The 13,725-nt window shown below is 67.9% G+C and carries 17 protein-coding genes; 11 read left to right on the forward strand and 6 right to left on the reverse strand.

Annotated elements, in window-relative coordinates:
- Nucleotides 1–451 precede the first annotated feature (451 nt).
- A complete protein-coding gene (locus ASD38_RS22435) occupies nt 452–1,057 on the forward strand; it encodes a hypothetical protein (RefSeq protein ID WP_056463657.1) in 606 nt (201 codons plus the stop codon).
- Nucleotides 1,058–1,090: 33 nt separating this feature from the next.
- Here the strand turns inward: ASD38_RS22435 and ASD38_RS22440 are convergent, their stop codons facing one another.
- The 3 genes from ASD38_RS22440 to ASD38_RS22450 all read right to left on the reverse strand — a co-directional run bounded on the left by ASD38_RS22440 (nt 1,091) and on the right by ASD38_RS22450 (nt 3,599).
- Nucleotides 1,091–2,389, reverse strand: coding sequence for an NAD(P)/FAD-dependent oxidoreductase (locus ASD38_RS22440; protein ID WP_056437574.1), 1,299 nt, complete (start codon nt 2,387–2,389; stop codon nt 1,091–1,093).
- A 57-nt stretch (nt 2,390–2,446) separates the two neighbouring features.
- Nucleotides 2,447–2,845: a VOC family protein gene (locus ASD38_RS22445; RefSeq protein WP_082554631.1), complete on the reverse strand. Its 399-nt coding sequence runs from the start codon at nt 2,843–2,845 to the stop codon at nt 2,447–2,449.
- A gap of 100 nt (nt 2,846–2,945) precedes the next feature.
- Nucleotides 2,946–3,599: an alpha/beta hydrolase gene (locus tag ASD38_RS22450; protein WP_035076568.1), complete on the reverse strand. Its 654-nt coding sequence runs from the start codon at nt 3,597–3,599 to the stop codon at nt 2,946–2,948.
- A 200-nt stretch (nt 3,600–3,799) separates the two neighbouring features.
- Between ASD38_RS22450 and ASD38_RS22455 the strand changes: the two genes are divergently transcribed.
- From ASD38_RS22455 to ASD38_RS22500, 10 genes are all read left to right on the forward strand, one after another.
- On the forward strand, nt 3,800–4,273 hold the full coding sequence (locus tag ASD38_RS22455; protein WP_056437333.1) for an Rrf2 family transcriptional regulator: 474 nt from the start codon (nt 3,800–3,802) through the stop codon (nt 4,271–4,273).
- On the forward strand, nt 4,270–5,406 hold the full coding sequence (locus ASD38_RS22460; protein ID WP_056463660.1) for a cysteine desulfurase family protein: 1,137 nt from the start codon (nt 4,270–4,272) through the stop codon (nt 5,404–5,406). The genes ASD38_RS22455 and ASD38_RS22460 overlap by 4 nt, the downstream gene beginning before the upstream one ends.
- Nucleotides 5,406–6,875, forward strand: coding sequence for a Fe-S cluster assembly protein SufB (gene sufB / locus ASD38_RS22465; RefSeq protein WP_056437339.1), 1,470 nt, complete (start codon nt 5,406–5,408; stop codon nt 6,873–6,875). Before ASD38_RS22460 ends, sufB begins: the two co-directional genes overlap by 1 nt.
- Nucleotides 6,875–7,276 (forward strand): VOC family protein, encoded by a 402-nt coding sequence (locus tag ASD38_RS22470; protein ID WP_162252158.1) that lies wholly within the window; start codon nt 6,875–6,877, stop codon nt 7,274–7,276. Before sufB ends, ASD38_RS22470 begins: the two co-directional genes overlap by 1 nt.
- Nucleotides 7,269–8,018, forward strand: a complete 750-nt coding sequence (sufC, locus tag ASD38_RS22475) for a Fe-S cluster assembly ATPase SufC (protein WP_056437342.1) — start codon at nt 7,269–7,271, stop codon at nt 8,016–8,018. The genes ASD38_RS22470 and sufC overlap by 8 nt, the downstream gene beginning before the upstream one ends.
- A 145-nt stretch (nt 8,019–8,163) precedes the next feature.
- Complete coding sequence (gene sufD, locus ASD38_RS22480; protein WP_056463663.1) at nt 8,164–9,195, forward strand: Fe-S cluster assembly protein SufD; 1,032 nt, start codon at nt 8,164–8,166, stop codon at nt 9,193–9,195.
- Nucleotides 9,196–9,349: 154 nt separating this feature from the next.
- Nucleotides 9,350–10,576 (forward strand): aminotransferase class V-fold PLP-dependent enzyme, encoded by a 1,227-nt coding sequence (locus ASD38_RS22485; RefSeq protein ID WP_056463667.1) that lies wholly within the window; start codon nt 9,350–9,352, stop codon nt 10,574–10,576.
- Between the two features lie 6 nt (nt 10,577–10,582).
- Nucleotides 10,583–10,930 carry an SUF system Fe-S cluster assembly protein gene (locus ASD38_RS22490; RefSeq protein ID WP_056437349.1) on the forward strand — a complete coding sequence of 116 codons (348 nt, stop codon included), beginning with the start codon at nt 10,583–10,585 and terminating at the stop codon, nt 10,928–10,930.
- A 14-nt stretch (nt 10,931–10,944) separates the two neighbouring features.
- Nucleotides 10,945–11,337 (forward strand): HesB/IscA family protein, encoded by a 393-nt coding sequence (locus ASD38_RS22495; RefSeq protein WP_056463670.1) that lies wholly within the window; start codon nt 10,945–10,947, stop codon nt 11,335–11,337.
- Complete coding sequence (locus tag ASD38_RS22500) at nt 11,337–11,537, forward strand: hypothetical protein (protein ID WP_056437354.1); 201 nt, start codon at nt 11,337–11,339, stop codon at nt 11,535–11,537. Before ASD38_RS22495 ends, ASD38_RS22500 begins: the two co-directional genes overlap by 1 nt.
- 13 nt (nt 11,538–11,550) lie before the next feature.
- Here the strand turns inward: ASD38_RS22500 and ASD38_RS22505 are convergent, their stop codons facing one another.
- From ASD38_RS22505 to ASD38_RS22520, 3 genes are all read right to left on the reverse strand, one after another.
- Nucleotides 11,551–11,919, reverse strand: coding sequence for a hypothetical protein (locus ASD38_RS22505; RefSeq protein WP_056437357.1), 369 nt, complete (start codon nt 11,917–11,919; stop codon nt 11,551–11,553).
- 334 nt (nt 11,920–12,253) lie between these two features.
- Nucleotides 12,254–13,042, reverse strand: coding sequence for a lysophospholipid acyltransferase family protein (locus tag ASD38_RS22515; protein WP_056437363.1), 789 nt, complete (start codon nt 13,040–13,042; stop codon nt 12,254–12,256).
- Between the two features lie 29 nt (nt 13,043–13,071).
- Entirely contained in the window at nt 13,072–13,632 is a 561-nt protein-coding gene (locus tag ASD38_RS22520; RefSeq protein WP_056437366.1) for a TetR/AcrR family transcriptional regulator, read from the reverse strand.
- Nucleotides 13,633–13,725: the final 93 nt, after the last annotated feature.

A 13,725-nucleotide genomic window follows, 5' to 3' on the forward strand; every position in this document is an offset into this window, starting at 1 on the left:
TCGGTCGCTGGCCATGCGCCCTTTCCCGCGTCGAGGTGAGACCAGGATACGGGCGGTTTGGAAGGGTGAGGACCAAATCGGGTCGAGAAAGTTCAGGGCGTTGAAATCCTTGGACTTCATTCGCTATCCGCCGAGCATAAGTCTCTAAAAACCCTCTCCCAGAGGGAGAGGGCGGGGCCCGCCGCGCAGCGGTGGGAGGGTGAGGGGGTTCTGAACCAACCGGCGTGCCGGCAGAGCGCCAAGGAAAGCGACGCGTGAAATCGGACAGGGCGTCACCCCTCTCCCTCCCACGCCTGCGGCGCGGGTCCCTCCCTCTCCCCTCCGGGAGAGGGTGAAGGAAGGCGTATCCGAACCGATCCCGAACCGCCCCGAAATGGTCATTTTTCGTATGGGAACAGTCCCTTAGACCACCGTGTTCACGTGCCCATAGGCAGTGGACAGGAGGCCTTCAATGGCTCGGATAGAAGGAACGAGCGGGCGCGACGATCTCAATGGCACCAACAATGACGACGTCATGCTCCTCAAGGCGGGGAACGACACCGCCCATGGCCGTGACGGCGACGACGTCATCCGCGGCGAAGGCGGCGATGACCATCTCTATGGTCAAGCCGGCGCGGATCAGCTGTTCGGCGGGGAGGGCAATGACGTCCTCTATGGCGGCGCGGGACGTGACGTGCTGAACGGCGGTCCCGGCGCGGATCTCCTGTTCGGCGGCGACGGCGCGGATCTGTTCGTGTTCAACTCGGCGACCGAGGACGATCTGCCCGGCGGGTCGCAGACCGGCGAGAGCATCGCCGACTTCAGCCGAGCCGACAACGACCGGATCGATCTGTCGGCCATCGACGCCAACTGGAATCAGGCCGGCAACCAGGCCTTCCGGTTCCTGGGCGAGCACGCGTTCACCGGCCATGCGGGCGAATTGATCTTCGATCGCATCACCGGCGGCGGAGAAACCGACACCGTGGTCTACGCGGATGTCGATGGCGACATGCAGGTGGACCTCTATATCGGCCTCTCGGGCAGCTACAACCTCACGGCGTCCGACTTCATCCTCTGACGACGAGGGGGAACGCGGGAGGGGCGGCGCGCCTCAGTGCAGCTTCAGCCGCCCCGCCACCCGCTGCTGCAGCAGGCGGGCCATGGCCAGGACGATGGTCTTGGGCGTGCCCATGATCGCCCGGTGATGGTCCAGGTGCAGCGAGATGTAGGCCCACTTGGCGATCAGGCCCTCGACGAAGAAGTTGGGACCGCCCAGGCCGCCCATCAGGGCCCCGACGCCCCGGTTCTCGCCCAGCGACACCAGCGAACCGAAGTCGTGATAGACGAACGGCGCCTCGACCCGGCGCTGGCCCAGACGGGCGATCAGCGCCTTGGCCAGGTAGCTGGCCTGCTGGTGGGCGGCCTGGGCGCGGGCCGGAATGATCCGCCCCTCCGCCTTGCCGTCCCGGTCAGGCCACGGGCAGGCCGCGCAATCGCCCAGGGCCCAGACGTCGGGGGCCGAGGTCTCCAGCCGCGCATTGACCACGAACTGGTTGGTCTTGTTGGTCTCGAGGCCGTAGCCGGTGTTGGTCGGCGCGGCCTTGACCCCCGCCGCCCAGACAATCAGGTCGGCCGGTATGTCGCCGCCGCTGGTCTCCAGCCGGTCGGCATGGACGGCCACCACCTTGGCCCCGGTGTGGACCCGCACGCCCTTGCGCTCCAGGGCGACGGTGGCCTGGTCGGAGATCTTCTCGGGCAGGCCGCCCAGGATGCGCGGCGCAGCCTCGACGATGGCGATGTCCAGGCGGAAGCGCTGCTCGGAGCCCAGGCTGCCCAGCAGCTCGCGATGAGCCTCGATCAGCTCGGCCGACAGTTCGACCCCGGTGGCGCCGCCGCCGACGATGGCCACGCTCATGGTCTTCTCGGTCGAGAACGAGGCCTTCATGAAGGCGGCCAGCAGGCGGGTGTGGAACACCTCGGCGTCCTCGGTGCGCTCCAGCAGGTGGGCCTGGTCGGCGCCGGGCGTGCCGAACAGGTTGCTGCCGCTGCCGATCGCCAGCACGCCCCAGCTGAAGGTCACGCCGCGCTCGGGCACCAGCACCTTGCCGCTTTCACCGACGATGGGTTTGAGGCTCAGGCGCTTGGCGACGGGATCGAAGTTGTCCAGATCGCCCAGCAGGAAGCTGAAATGGTTGGCCCGGCCCAGGATCGAATAGGACAGGCCCTCCTGGTGGGTGTCGAGCGTGCCGGCGGCGACCTCGTGCAGGGTCGGCTTCCAGATGTGAAAGCTGGAACGGTCGATCAGCAGCACCCGCTCCTTGCCGGCCTTGGGCCCGAGTTTTCGCCCCAGCCGCGCCGCCAGCTCCAGCCCGCCGGCCCCGCCGCCGACGATCACGATGTCGTAGTGCATGCCCGCCATCCAGAAATTCCTCAGATGGTGAATATATAGGGATGAAACCTGGCCGTGTCAGACTAGGTTGAGCTGCCAGGAAACGCCGAACCGGTCGTTGACCCAGGCGAAGCGCCGGCTGAAGCCATAGTCGCCCAGCGGCATCAGCTCGGCCCCGCCGTCGGCGAGGGCGGCGGCCAGGCGCGCGATCTCGTCCGCCGACGCGCAATCGACGAACAGGGACGACGAGGGCGTGAAGCCGAAGGCGTGCTTCACGAAGCTGTCGGAGCAGAAGATTTCCTGACCGCCGATCCTGAAGCGGGCGCGGACCACCGTTCCCTCCGGCCCCGGACCGGCGGCGCCGTAGCGTTCGATGTCGAGAATTTCGCTGTCGGGGAAGAGCGAGACGTAGAAGGTCATCGCCGCTTCGGCGTCCTGCGCCTGAAACATCAGGAACGGTCGTATGGTCTGGTTCACCGTCACTCTCCCAGAACGTTGTTCAGCGGAGAATGACGGTGAGTTGTCCAGGATCGCAAGCCTTATGGTACCGGTAACTACGGTTACCTGGGGCCGAAGCCTAAGGGATCGGGTTCATTTCCAGGCGCTTGTCCAGATAGTCGCCGACGCTCTTCTCGACGCTGGGCAGGTGCTCGGCCCAGAAGTGGGTGGCCTTGTCGACGACTTCGTAGTCGATGACGATGCCCTTCTGGGTGCGCAGCTTGGAAACCACGCGCTCGACCTCGACCGGCGGCACGACGGTGTCGGCCGCGCCCGTCAGGATCAGGCCCGAGGCCGGGCAGGGGGCCAGGAAGCTGAAGTCGTACATGTTGGTCGGCGGCGACACCGAGATGAAGCCGTCGGTTTCCGGGCGGCGCATCAGCAGCTGCATGCCGATATAGGCGCCGAAGCTGTAGCCCGCGACCCAGGTCTGGGCGGCGGCCGGGTTGTTGGACTGCAGCCAGTCCAGGGCCGTGGCCGCGTCGGCCAGCTCGCCGATGCCGCTGTCGAACTCGCCCTGGCTGCGGCCCACGCCGCGGAAGTTGAAGCGCAGGGTCGCGAAACCGCGCTTCATGAACAGGTGATACAGCTGCACCGAGACCGGATGGTTCATGTGCCCGCCGGCCTTGGGGTGCGGGTGCAGGATCAGCGCGATCGGGGCGTTGTCGGTCTTGCCCGGGGAATAGCGGCCCTCGATACGGCCCGAAGCTCCGGTCAAAATCACGTCAGGCATTCAAGGTCCCTATCCAAAAAGGGGCGACGGGGTCGTCTCCTCGCACCCGTAAGGGCGAAGGAATACTTGACCACTGCGCTTGGTCTTCCTAAATCCGCACCGCGCGCCTTGGTCTTTATGCAAGAGCCCCGGGCGCGAAGTGGCGGCTTGTAGCACACGCCTAAGCCGATGCGCGGGGAATCCGCAAGGAGATAAGGCGCATGCGCCTGAGCACCAAGGGACGCTACGCGGTGATGGCCATGACCGACCTGGCCCGCCGTCAGGACCAGGCCGAGGGCCGGGCCGTCGCCCTGGCCGAGATCGCCGCGCGTCAGCAGATCTCGCTTTCCTATCTCGAGCAGCTCTTCGCGCGCCTGCGCCGCAAGGGCCTGGTGGTCAGCACCCGAGGCCCCGGCGGCGGTTACCGCCTGGCCCGCGAGGCCCGCGACACCGCCATCGCCGACATCGTCCTGGCCGTGGACGAGCCCCTGCGGGCCACCCGCTGCGGCCTTTCCAAGACCGGCGTCGGCAAGGGCGCGCCCAAGGGCTGCATGGCCGGCGGCGCCCAGTGCCTGACCCACGACCTCTGGGAAGAGATGGGTCGCCAGATCCACGGCTACCTGGCCAGCGTGTCGGTGGCCGACGTGCTGAGCGGCAAGCTGAAGGACAGGGCCAATCAGGAGCAGGCGGCGTGAGCAAGCCCTCCTCCATCTATCTCGACTACAACGCCACCGCCCCGATCCGCCCCGAGGCGCGGGACGCTGTGCTGCGCGCCTTCGAGGTCGCCGGCAATCCGTCGTCCGTGCACGCCAGCGGCCGGGCCGCCCGCGACATCGTCGAGACCGCCCGCGCCCAGGTGGCGGCCCTGGTCGGGGTGGTTCCGGGCTCGGTCACCTTCGTCAGCGGCGGCACCGAGGCCAACGCCCTGGCCATCGGCAGCGCCGCCTTTTCCGGCTTCAACCGCGTCATCGTCAGCGAGGGCGAGCATGACGCCGTGCTCGAAACCGCCGCCGCCTCGGGCCTGCAGGTCCTGAAAATGCCGCTGGACGCCGACGGCGTCGCGCGTCTGGACTGGCTGGAAGAGGCGCTCAGCGACGAGGGCCGGGCCCTGGTCTGCCTGATGCTGGCCAATAACGAGACCGGCGTGATCCAGCCGGTGGCGCAGGCCGCCGCCCTGGTCCGCGCCGCGGACGGCTGGCTGCATGTCGACGCCGTCCAGGCGGCCGGCAAGATCGCCATCGATTTCACCGCCCTGGGCGCCGACACGATGGCCCTGTCGGCCCACAAGCTGGGCGGACCGCAGGGCGTCGGCGCTCTGGTCGCCGGCACCCGCGCCACGATCGTCCGCCAGCAGCACGGCGGCGGCCAGGAGCGCGGCCGCCGGGCCGGCACCGAGAACGTCGCGGGCATAGCCGGCTTCGGCGCGGCGGCCGAGGCCGCGCTGCGCGACTTGCCCTCGCTGGCCAATCAAGGCACATGGCGCGACGCCTTGGCCGAACGGGTCAAGGCCGCCGGCGCTGTCGTGCTCGGGGGGGGCGCTCGGCGCCTTCCGCAAACCCTGTGTTTGGCGGCCGAGGGCTTCGCCTCGCAGATCCAGGTGATGAACCTGGACCTGGCGGGGGTGATGGTCAGCGCCGGCAGCGCCTGCTCGTCGGGCAAGGTCAAGGCCAGCCGCGTGGTGGAAGCCATGGGCCGGCCCGACCTGGCCCCGTTCGCCCTGCGCGTCAGCGGCGGCTGGGCCACGACCGAGCAAGACTGGATTTCCTGCGGCGACGCCTGGCTCGCCGCCTATTCGCGTATCGGCGCCCGTCGCCGGGAGGTGGCGTAATGGCCGCGGTCAAGCAGACCATTGAAACTGTCGCAGCGCTCGAGAAGTACGAGCACGGCTTCACGACCGATATCGAGCAGGAGTTCGCCCCCAAGGGCCTCTCCGAGGACATCGTGCGCTTCATCTCGGCCAAGAAGGACGAGCCCCAGTGGATGCTGGACTGGCGCCTGGACGCCTATCGTCGCTGGCTTGAGCTGGAAGAACCGACCTGGGCCAAGGTCGACTTCCCCAAGATCGACTACCAGGACAGCTACTACTACGCCGCCCCCTCGACCAAGGCCGGACCCAAGAGCCTGGACGAGGTGGATCCCGAGATCCTGGCCGTCTACGAGAAGCTGGGCATCCCGCTGAAGGAGCAGGCCGTGCTGGCCGGCGTCGAGGGCGCGCCGCGCTACGCCGTGGACGCGGTGTTCGACAGCGTCAGCGTCGTCACCACCTTCAAGAAGGAGCTGGCGGCGGTCGGGGTGATCTTCTGCTCGATGAGCGAGGCGATCCGCGAGCACCCGGAGCTCGTGCGCCAGTACCTGGGCTCGGTCGTGCCGACGTCGGACAACTATTATGCCTGCCTCAACAGCGCGGTCTTCAGCGACGGATCGTTCGTCTACATCCCGCCGGGCGTGCGCTGCCCGATGGAGCTGTCGACCTATTTCCGCATCAACGCCAAGGACAGCGGCCAGTTCGAGCGCACCCTGATCATCGCCGACAAGGGCGCCTATTGCTCGTACCTGGAGGGCTGCACGGCCCCGATGCGCGACGAGAACCAGCTGCACGCGGCCGTGGTCGAGCTGGTGCTGCTGGACGACGCCGAGATCAAGTATTCCACCGTCCAGAACTGGTATCCGGGCGATCCGGAAACCGGCAAGGGCGGCATCTACAACTTCGTCACCAAGCGCGCCGACTGTCGCGGCGACCGCTCCAAGGTGTCGTGGACCCAGGTCGAGACCGGCTCGGCCATCACTTGGAAGTACCCGTCGTGCGTGCTGCGCGGCGAGGGCTCGTCGGGCGAGTTCTACTCGATCGCCGTGACCAACGGCCACCAGCAGGCCGACACCGGCACCAAGATGATCCACCTGGGGGCCAACACCCGCTCGCGGATCGTCGCCAAGGGCATCAGCGCCGGCAAGTCGACCAGCACCTATCGCGGCCTGGTCTCGGCTCACCCGAAGGCCAAGGGCGCGCGCAACTTCACCCAGTGCGACAGCCTGCTGATCGGCAAGACCTGCGCGGCCCACACGGTCCCGTACATCGAGGCCCGCAACGGCCATTCGGTGTTCGAGCACGAGGCCACAACCACCCGTCTGTCGGACGACCAGCTGTTCTATTGCCAGCAGCGCGGGCTGTCGCAGGAAGAGGCCGTGGCTCTACTGGTCAACGGCTTCGTCAAGGACGTGCTGCAGCAGCTGCCGATGGAATTCGCCGTCGAGGCCCAGAAGCTGGTGGCGATCTCGCTGGAAGGCAGCGTCGGCTGATGCTGCTGGCCATCGATCACGTCCAGTTGGCCATGCCGGCCGGCGGCGAAGCCGCCGCGCGCGGCTTCTATGGCGACGTGCTCGGCCTGCCCGAAACGCCCAAGCCGCCGCACCTGGCCAAGCGGGGCGGCTGCTGGTTCGAGAGCCAGACGCTGAAGATCCACCTCGGCGTCGAGGCCGACTTCCGCCCGGCCCGCAAGGCGCATCCGGGGCTGCTAGTCGCGGAGCTGGACGCGCTGAAGACGCGGCTGGCTCAGGCCGGCTACGCCCTGAACGACGACGAGCCGCTGGAAGGCTACGACCGCGTCTATGTCGACGACCCGTTCGGCAACCGAATTGAACTGCTGGAGCCGCTGAACAGCGCGGCCACGCCCGAAAAGACCAATGAGACCCATGCTTAAGATTGAAAACCTCCACGCCACTGTCGGCGATAAGCCGATCCTCAAGGGCCTGACGCTCGACGTGCCGGCGGGCGAGGTTCACGCCATCATGGGGCCGAACGGCGCGGGCAAGTCGACCCTGTCCTATGTGCTGACCGGCCGGGGCGGCTATGAGGTCACCGAGGGCTCGGCCACCCTGAACGGCGAGGACCTGCTGGCCCTGGAGCCTAACGAGCGGGCCGCCAAGGGCGTGTTCCTGTCATTCCAGTACCCGCTGGAGATCCCGGGCGTTCCGGCCCTGACCTTCATCCGCACGGCCCTCAACGCCCAGCGCCGGGCGCGCGGCGAGGACGAGATCGCCGCCCCGGCCTTCCTGAAGCTGGCCAAGGAAAAGGCCGCGGCGCTGAAGATCGACTTCGACATGCTCAAGCGCGGCCTGAACGTCGGCTTCTCGGGCGGCGAGAAGAAGCGGATGGAAATCCTTCAGATGGCGATGCTTTCGCCCAAGTTCCTGATCCTGGACGAGACGGACTCGGGCCTGGACATCGACGCCCTGAAGATCGTGTCCGAAGGCGTCAACGCCCTGCGCGCCCCCGATCGCGGCATGCTGGTCATCACCCACTACCAGCGCCTGCTGGACTACATCAAACCCGACCGAGTCCACGTGCTGGCCGCCGGCCGCATCGTCGCCTCGGGCGGCCCGGAGCTGGCGCTGCAGCTCGAGGCCGAGGGCTACGACAAGTACACGAGTGCTGCTGCATGAGCGGGCTCGCACAGCTCAGAACCTCCCCCTGTGGGGGAGGCGATCGCGAAGCGATCGGTGGGGGGAGTGGGCTGAACCTGCCGAACACTCCCCCCTCCGTCGTCGCTGCGCGCCGACACCTCCCCCACGGGGGGAGGACCTGCGCATGACCCTCGCCTCCGCCCTCAAGACCGGCGACCTGACCCAGCTGCCGTCGCGCCGCGACGAGGACTGGCGTTGGACCGACCTGCGCGGCCTGATCCGCGCCGTGCCGCCGGCCTCGCCGGCGGTGGACGGCGAGGTCGCCGCCGGGCCGTTCGACGGCCTGGCCGCCGACGAGATCCTGTTCGTCAACGGCCGCCAGCGCCACGCCGCCGCCGGCGACGCGGGCGATGTCGTCGCCCTGCGTTTCGTCTCGGCCACCGAGGGCGCGGCCCACGCCGCCGCCTATGCGATCGTCGTCGAGCCCGACACGACCCTGGTCCTGCTGGAAAGCCACGAGGGCCGGGCGGGCGGCTACTTCTCGGACGTCACCCTGGACATCGCGGTGGGCGAGGGCGCCCGCGTCGAGCGCATCGTTCTGGTCGATGACCATGCCGAGGCCATCGACGTGGTCACCGCCGAGGTCGATCTGGCTCCCGGCGCGACCTTCAACCAGACCGTCCTGACCACCGGCGCCCGACGCCAGCGGGTCGAGACCCGCATCAACCACCCCGGCGCCCACGCCAAGGTGCGGCTGGACGGCGTCTACATCCTCGAAAATCAGCGCCACGCCGACCAGACCACGGTCGTCACCCACGGCGGCGTCGACGGAATCACCAGCCAGCTGACCAAGGGCGTCGTCGACGACCAGGCGCGCGGCGTGTTCCAGGGTCGGATCGTCGTTCAGCCCGGCGCCGACCAGACCGACGCCCGCATGGGCCACCACGCCTTGATCCTGTCGGACAAGGCCGAGGTCGACGCCAAGCCCGAGCTGCTGATCTTCGCCGACGACGTCGCCTGCGCCCACGGCAACACCATCGGCGCCCTGGACGACCAGCAGATCTTCTACGCCCGCCAGCGCGGCATTCCCGAGGTCGAGGCCAAGGCCATGCTGACCCAGGCCTTCCTCGGCGAGGTGGTCGAGCGCATCGAGCACGACGGCGCGCGCGAGATCGCCGCCGCCTGGGTCGCCACCAGGCTGGGGAGGGCGGAATGATCGCATCCTTCCTTCTCCTCACCCGTGAAACGGGGGAGGTGGCGGCGAAGCCGACGGAGGGGGGGTCCTGCGCCGACCTCCGTGACGCCCCCTCCGTCACGCTGCGTATTCGCAGCGCGCCACCTCCCCCGCTACGCAGGGGAGGAGTTTAGTCATGGCCTTCGACGCACCATTTGATGTGGACGCCATCCGCGCCCAGTTCCCGATCCTGGCCCGCCAGGTGCACGGCAAGCCGCTGGTCTATCTGGACAGCGCCGCCAGCGCCCAGAAGCCGGAAGCAGTCCTGGAAGCCATGACCGGCCTGGCCCGCACCAGCTACGCCAACGTCCACCGCGGCCTGCATACGCTCGCCAACGAAACGACGCAAGCCTATGAAAACTCTAGGGAAACAGTAGCGAAGTTCATCAACGCCGAGCCGTCGGAAATCGTCTGGACCAAGAGCGCCACCGAGGCGGTCAACCTGGTGGCCGACACCTTCGGGCGGTCGCTGAAGGCCGGCGACGAGATCGTCCTCTCGCAGATGGAGCACCACGCCAACATCGTGCCGTGGCACTTCCTGCGCGAGCGCTACGGCGTGGTTCTGAAATTCGTCCCCGTCACCGACGACGGCCGGCTGGACATGGAGGCCTATAAGGGCCTGCTGAGCGACCGCACCAGGATGGTGGCCATGAGCCACATGTCGAATGTGCTGGGCACCATCAACGACGCCGCCGAGATCGTCCGCCTGGCCCACGCGGCCGGCGCGCCGGTGCTGCTGGACGGCTGCCAGGCCATCGTCCACAGCAAGGTCGACGTGAAGGCCCTGGACGTCGATTTCTACGTCTTCTCCGGCCACAAGCTGTACGGCCCCACCGGCATCGGCGTGCTGTACGGCAAGGCCGAACGCCTGGCGGCCCTGCCGCCTTATCAGGGCGGCGGCGAAATGATCGGCTCGGTGTCGATGGAAGCCGTCACCTACGCCGACCCGCCGCACCGCTTCGAGGCCGGCACCCCGGCGATCCTCGAGGCTGTCGGCCTGGGGGCGGCCATCGACTGGCTGAACGGCATCGACCGCGACGCGGCCCTGGCCCACGAGCACGCGCTCTACCAGCGGGTCATCGACCAGCTGGACGGCGTCAATGGCGTGCGGATCCTGGGCACGGCCCCGGGCAAGGGCGCGGTGCTGAGCTTCGTGGTCGAAGGCGCCCACGCCCATGACGTGGCCCAGGTGCTGGACCGCTACGGCGTGGCCGTCCGCGCCGGCGCCCACTGCGCCGAGCCGCTGATGAAGCGGTTCGGCGTTACATCGAGCGCACGCGCCTCGTTCGCCCTATATAACACCATGGCCGAGGCCGACGCGTTCGTGAGCGCGCTGGCCAAGGCCCGCAGTTTCTTCAGTTGAGCTGACATGACCGAACCCGCCACCACGTCCGTGCTCTCCCAGGCCGAGCTCGATCGCCTGACCGACCAGCTGATCGAGAAGCTGAAGACGGTGTTCGACCCCGAAATCCCGGTCGACATCTACGAGCTGGGCCTGATCTACAAGGTCGACATCAGCGACGACAAGGACGTGGCCATCGACATGACCTTGACCGCCCCGGGCTGCCCGGTGGCCGGGGAAATGCCGGGCTGGGTGCGCGATGCGGTGATGGAGCTGCCGGACATCAAGTCGTGTCACGTCGACCTGGTCTTCGAGCCGCCGTGGGATCCCTCGCGGATGAGCGACGAGGCCAAGCTGCAACTGAACATGTTCTGATCGGTTCGAATCCCATGGAAGCCGCCGTCACCCCCCGCGTTCGTCGCCCCCGTCCCAAGGTCGTCTCCCTGACCCCGGCCGCCGCCGCGCGGGTTAAGGAGATCATGGACCGGGCCGATAAGCCCTATGCCGGGCTGCGCGTGGGCGTGAAGAACGGCGGCTGCGCGGGGTCGGAATACATCTTCGAATACGCCGCCGAGAAGGGTCCGATCGACGAGGTGGTCGAGGACCAGGGCGTGACCATCCTGATCGATCCCAAGGCCGTGCTGTTCCTGATCGGCACCACGATCGACTACGAGACCACCAAGCTGTCGTCCAAGTTCGTGTTCAACAACCCGAACGAGACCGACGCCTGCGGCTGCGGCGAGAGCGTGACGATTCAGCCGGCGCCCGAGGCTCTGGACTGATGCTGACCAAGACCCCCGCCTGCGTGGAATGCGGCCTGGCCTGGGGCGCGCCGGCGTTCCGCCACGAGGACCACGCGCCGCTGTACTGGTCGGACCAGGGCATCCTGTGCTCGACCGGCTGCGCCACGAAGCATTTCGACCAGCGCCGGGAGGACGGGACGTTCGTTCCGGTTCCGGCGGAATGTCCGGTCGATCTCTAGACCCGCTCGGGCGTCAGGCCGTCGGCGCCGTCCCCGCGCCGGCCGCGATCGCTCCGAAGGCCACCAGCAACGCGATGAACGGTCCGGCCGAGGCGATGGCCACCCACCGCATCCGGCCGGTCGCGCCGCTGACGAAACCGCCGACCGAGGCCAGCAACGTCGTCAAGGGCAGGGCGAAGCAGGCGTAGACGAACGTGTAGATGGCCGCGTTCACGCCGCCGTCCGACGCCATCACCGACATCGCGGCCAAGCCCAGCGCCGGAACCGTCAGCACCAGCCAGATCGCCCCGACGACGACGGCCAGGACGCGCTTGCCCTTCGAGGCCCTCGCGCGAGGCGGCCGCGCTCCGTCGGCGTTGATCGAGGTGTCGGTCGACGACATGTCAGGCGACCCAATCTATGGAGGTGAGTTAGAATTTATCGCCCCAAAGAGGAATAACAAGTCGTGGTCAACACCGCGCACACGCCCGACGGGGCGGGGAGCGCGCCTTTCGTTACCAAGGCGCCAAACCGCCCGATCCTGCAGCTTCCGACGACCGTCGCGATCCACAGCGGCGGAAGGAGGAAGGCCAGCGCCCAGATCCAAGGATCCGCGCCCGACCGGACCTCCCGCGCCATGACGCAAGCCAAAAAAGCCAAGAGGAACGAAAGTACAAGAAGCCCCACTCGCACGATCAAGACTCCCTCCAATCCTTGGCGCGGCCACTCGGCGGAAGTCAGGCCGCTCGGGTCTCCGCCGACGCCGCCACGTTCTTGCGCCCATTCCACTCCACCAGCACCGACGGCTTGACCGACTCGCCCCGCGCCTGGGCGATCAGATGGTTGGTGCGGGTCTCGATGACGTCTTCCATCCGGGCCATGAACTCGGCCTTGGACAGGCCCTCGGGCAGCGGCGGCAGGAACTCGACCGTGGCCTGGCCGGCGGTCTTGCTCTTGTCGGTCTGCTTCCAGAAGCAGCCCAGGTTCGTCGCCACCGGCACGACCGGCAGGCCGAAGTCCTGGCTCATGTGATAGACGCCGGTGCGGTAGCGGAACCGCTCGCCCGGCGCGGCCAGGTGGCCCTCCGGATAGATCAGGATGCGGCGCCCCTCGGCGGCCACTTGGGCGGCGCTCTTGGAAAGGGCCGCGCGGGCTTCCGGACCGCCGCAGCTGTCGACCACGATGGCCCCGAACTTCTTGAGGATCCGGCCGACCAGCGGGAACCTCTCCAGGTGGTCGCCGGTCACGAAGCTGAGGTTCTCGACATTGGCGAACATCACGAAGCCGTCGCCCCAGCTGTGGTGCTTGGCGGCGATGATGAAGGCGCCCTTGGGCAGGTTTTCCTGGCCCTTCAGCTCGATCTTCACGCCGGCCAGCACGCGCAGCGCCCAGATCATCCGCTGGCTGTAGAGCCGCAGGGCGAAGGCGATAGGTCTGCGGCCCGGAAGCAGGGCGGAGAGGGCGGCCGACAGGCCGTAGAAGATCGACAGAACCCAGTAATAGGCGTTGAACAGCGCGCTGCGCATGGTTCGTTGTCCTTGGTGGGCGAGGGGGCTTAGCGGGCGGAAAGCACGGCCTGGACGGCCGCGGTCATCAGGGGCGCGTGGGCCGAGAGGGCGTCGTCGCCCAGGCGGCCATAGGCCTTGTTCTGGGCGGTCTGGGTGATCACGCCGATGGCCATGGCGGCGACCACGCGCGGATCGCCCGGCGGCAGCTCGGCGTCCATCATCGCTCGCTTGATCAACCCCTCGACCACGCTCACCGGATCGCGGCCGTCCTCCTGATAGTAGGGCAGGAAATGGTGCAGCTGCAGCAGGTGGAAGGCGAACAGCAGCCAGTCCTCGTCGGCCACGGTGCAATAGGCGCGGACCACGGCGGCGGCTTTGGCCTGGATGCCGGTCGCCAGGTCGGCGTTGACGGCGATCAGGTCCGACAGGCGGCGATGGGTGGCCATGAACAGGCCCACGGCCAGTTCGTCCTTGCTCTTCCAGTGGCGGTAGATCGCGCCCTCCGACACCCCGGCCTTGGCGGCGATCAGCTTGGTAGTGGCCGCATCGACGCCCTTGTCGACGAAGATCTCGAGGGCGGCGCGTTCGATCTTGGGCTTGGCGTTCATGGGCCGTACGCTAGCACAGCTTCGGGAACACGCAAGTGATTACTCACTCTTTCTCTCGGCATTGACCCCGACGCGGGCGGCGGCCTAAGCGGG

The sequence above is a fragment of the Caulobacter sp. Root487D2Y genome, from assembly GCF_001427165.1.
Lineage (GTDB): Bacteria > Pseudomonadota > Alphaproteobacteria > Caulobacterales > Caulobacteraceae > Caulobacter.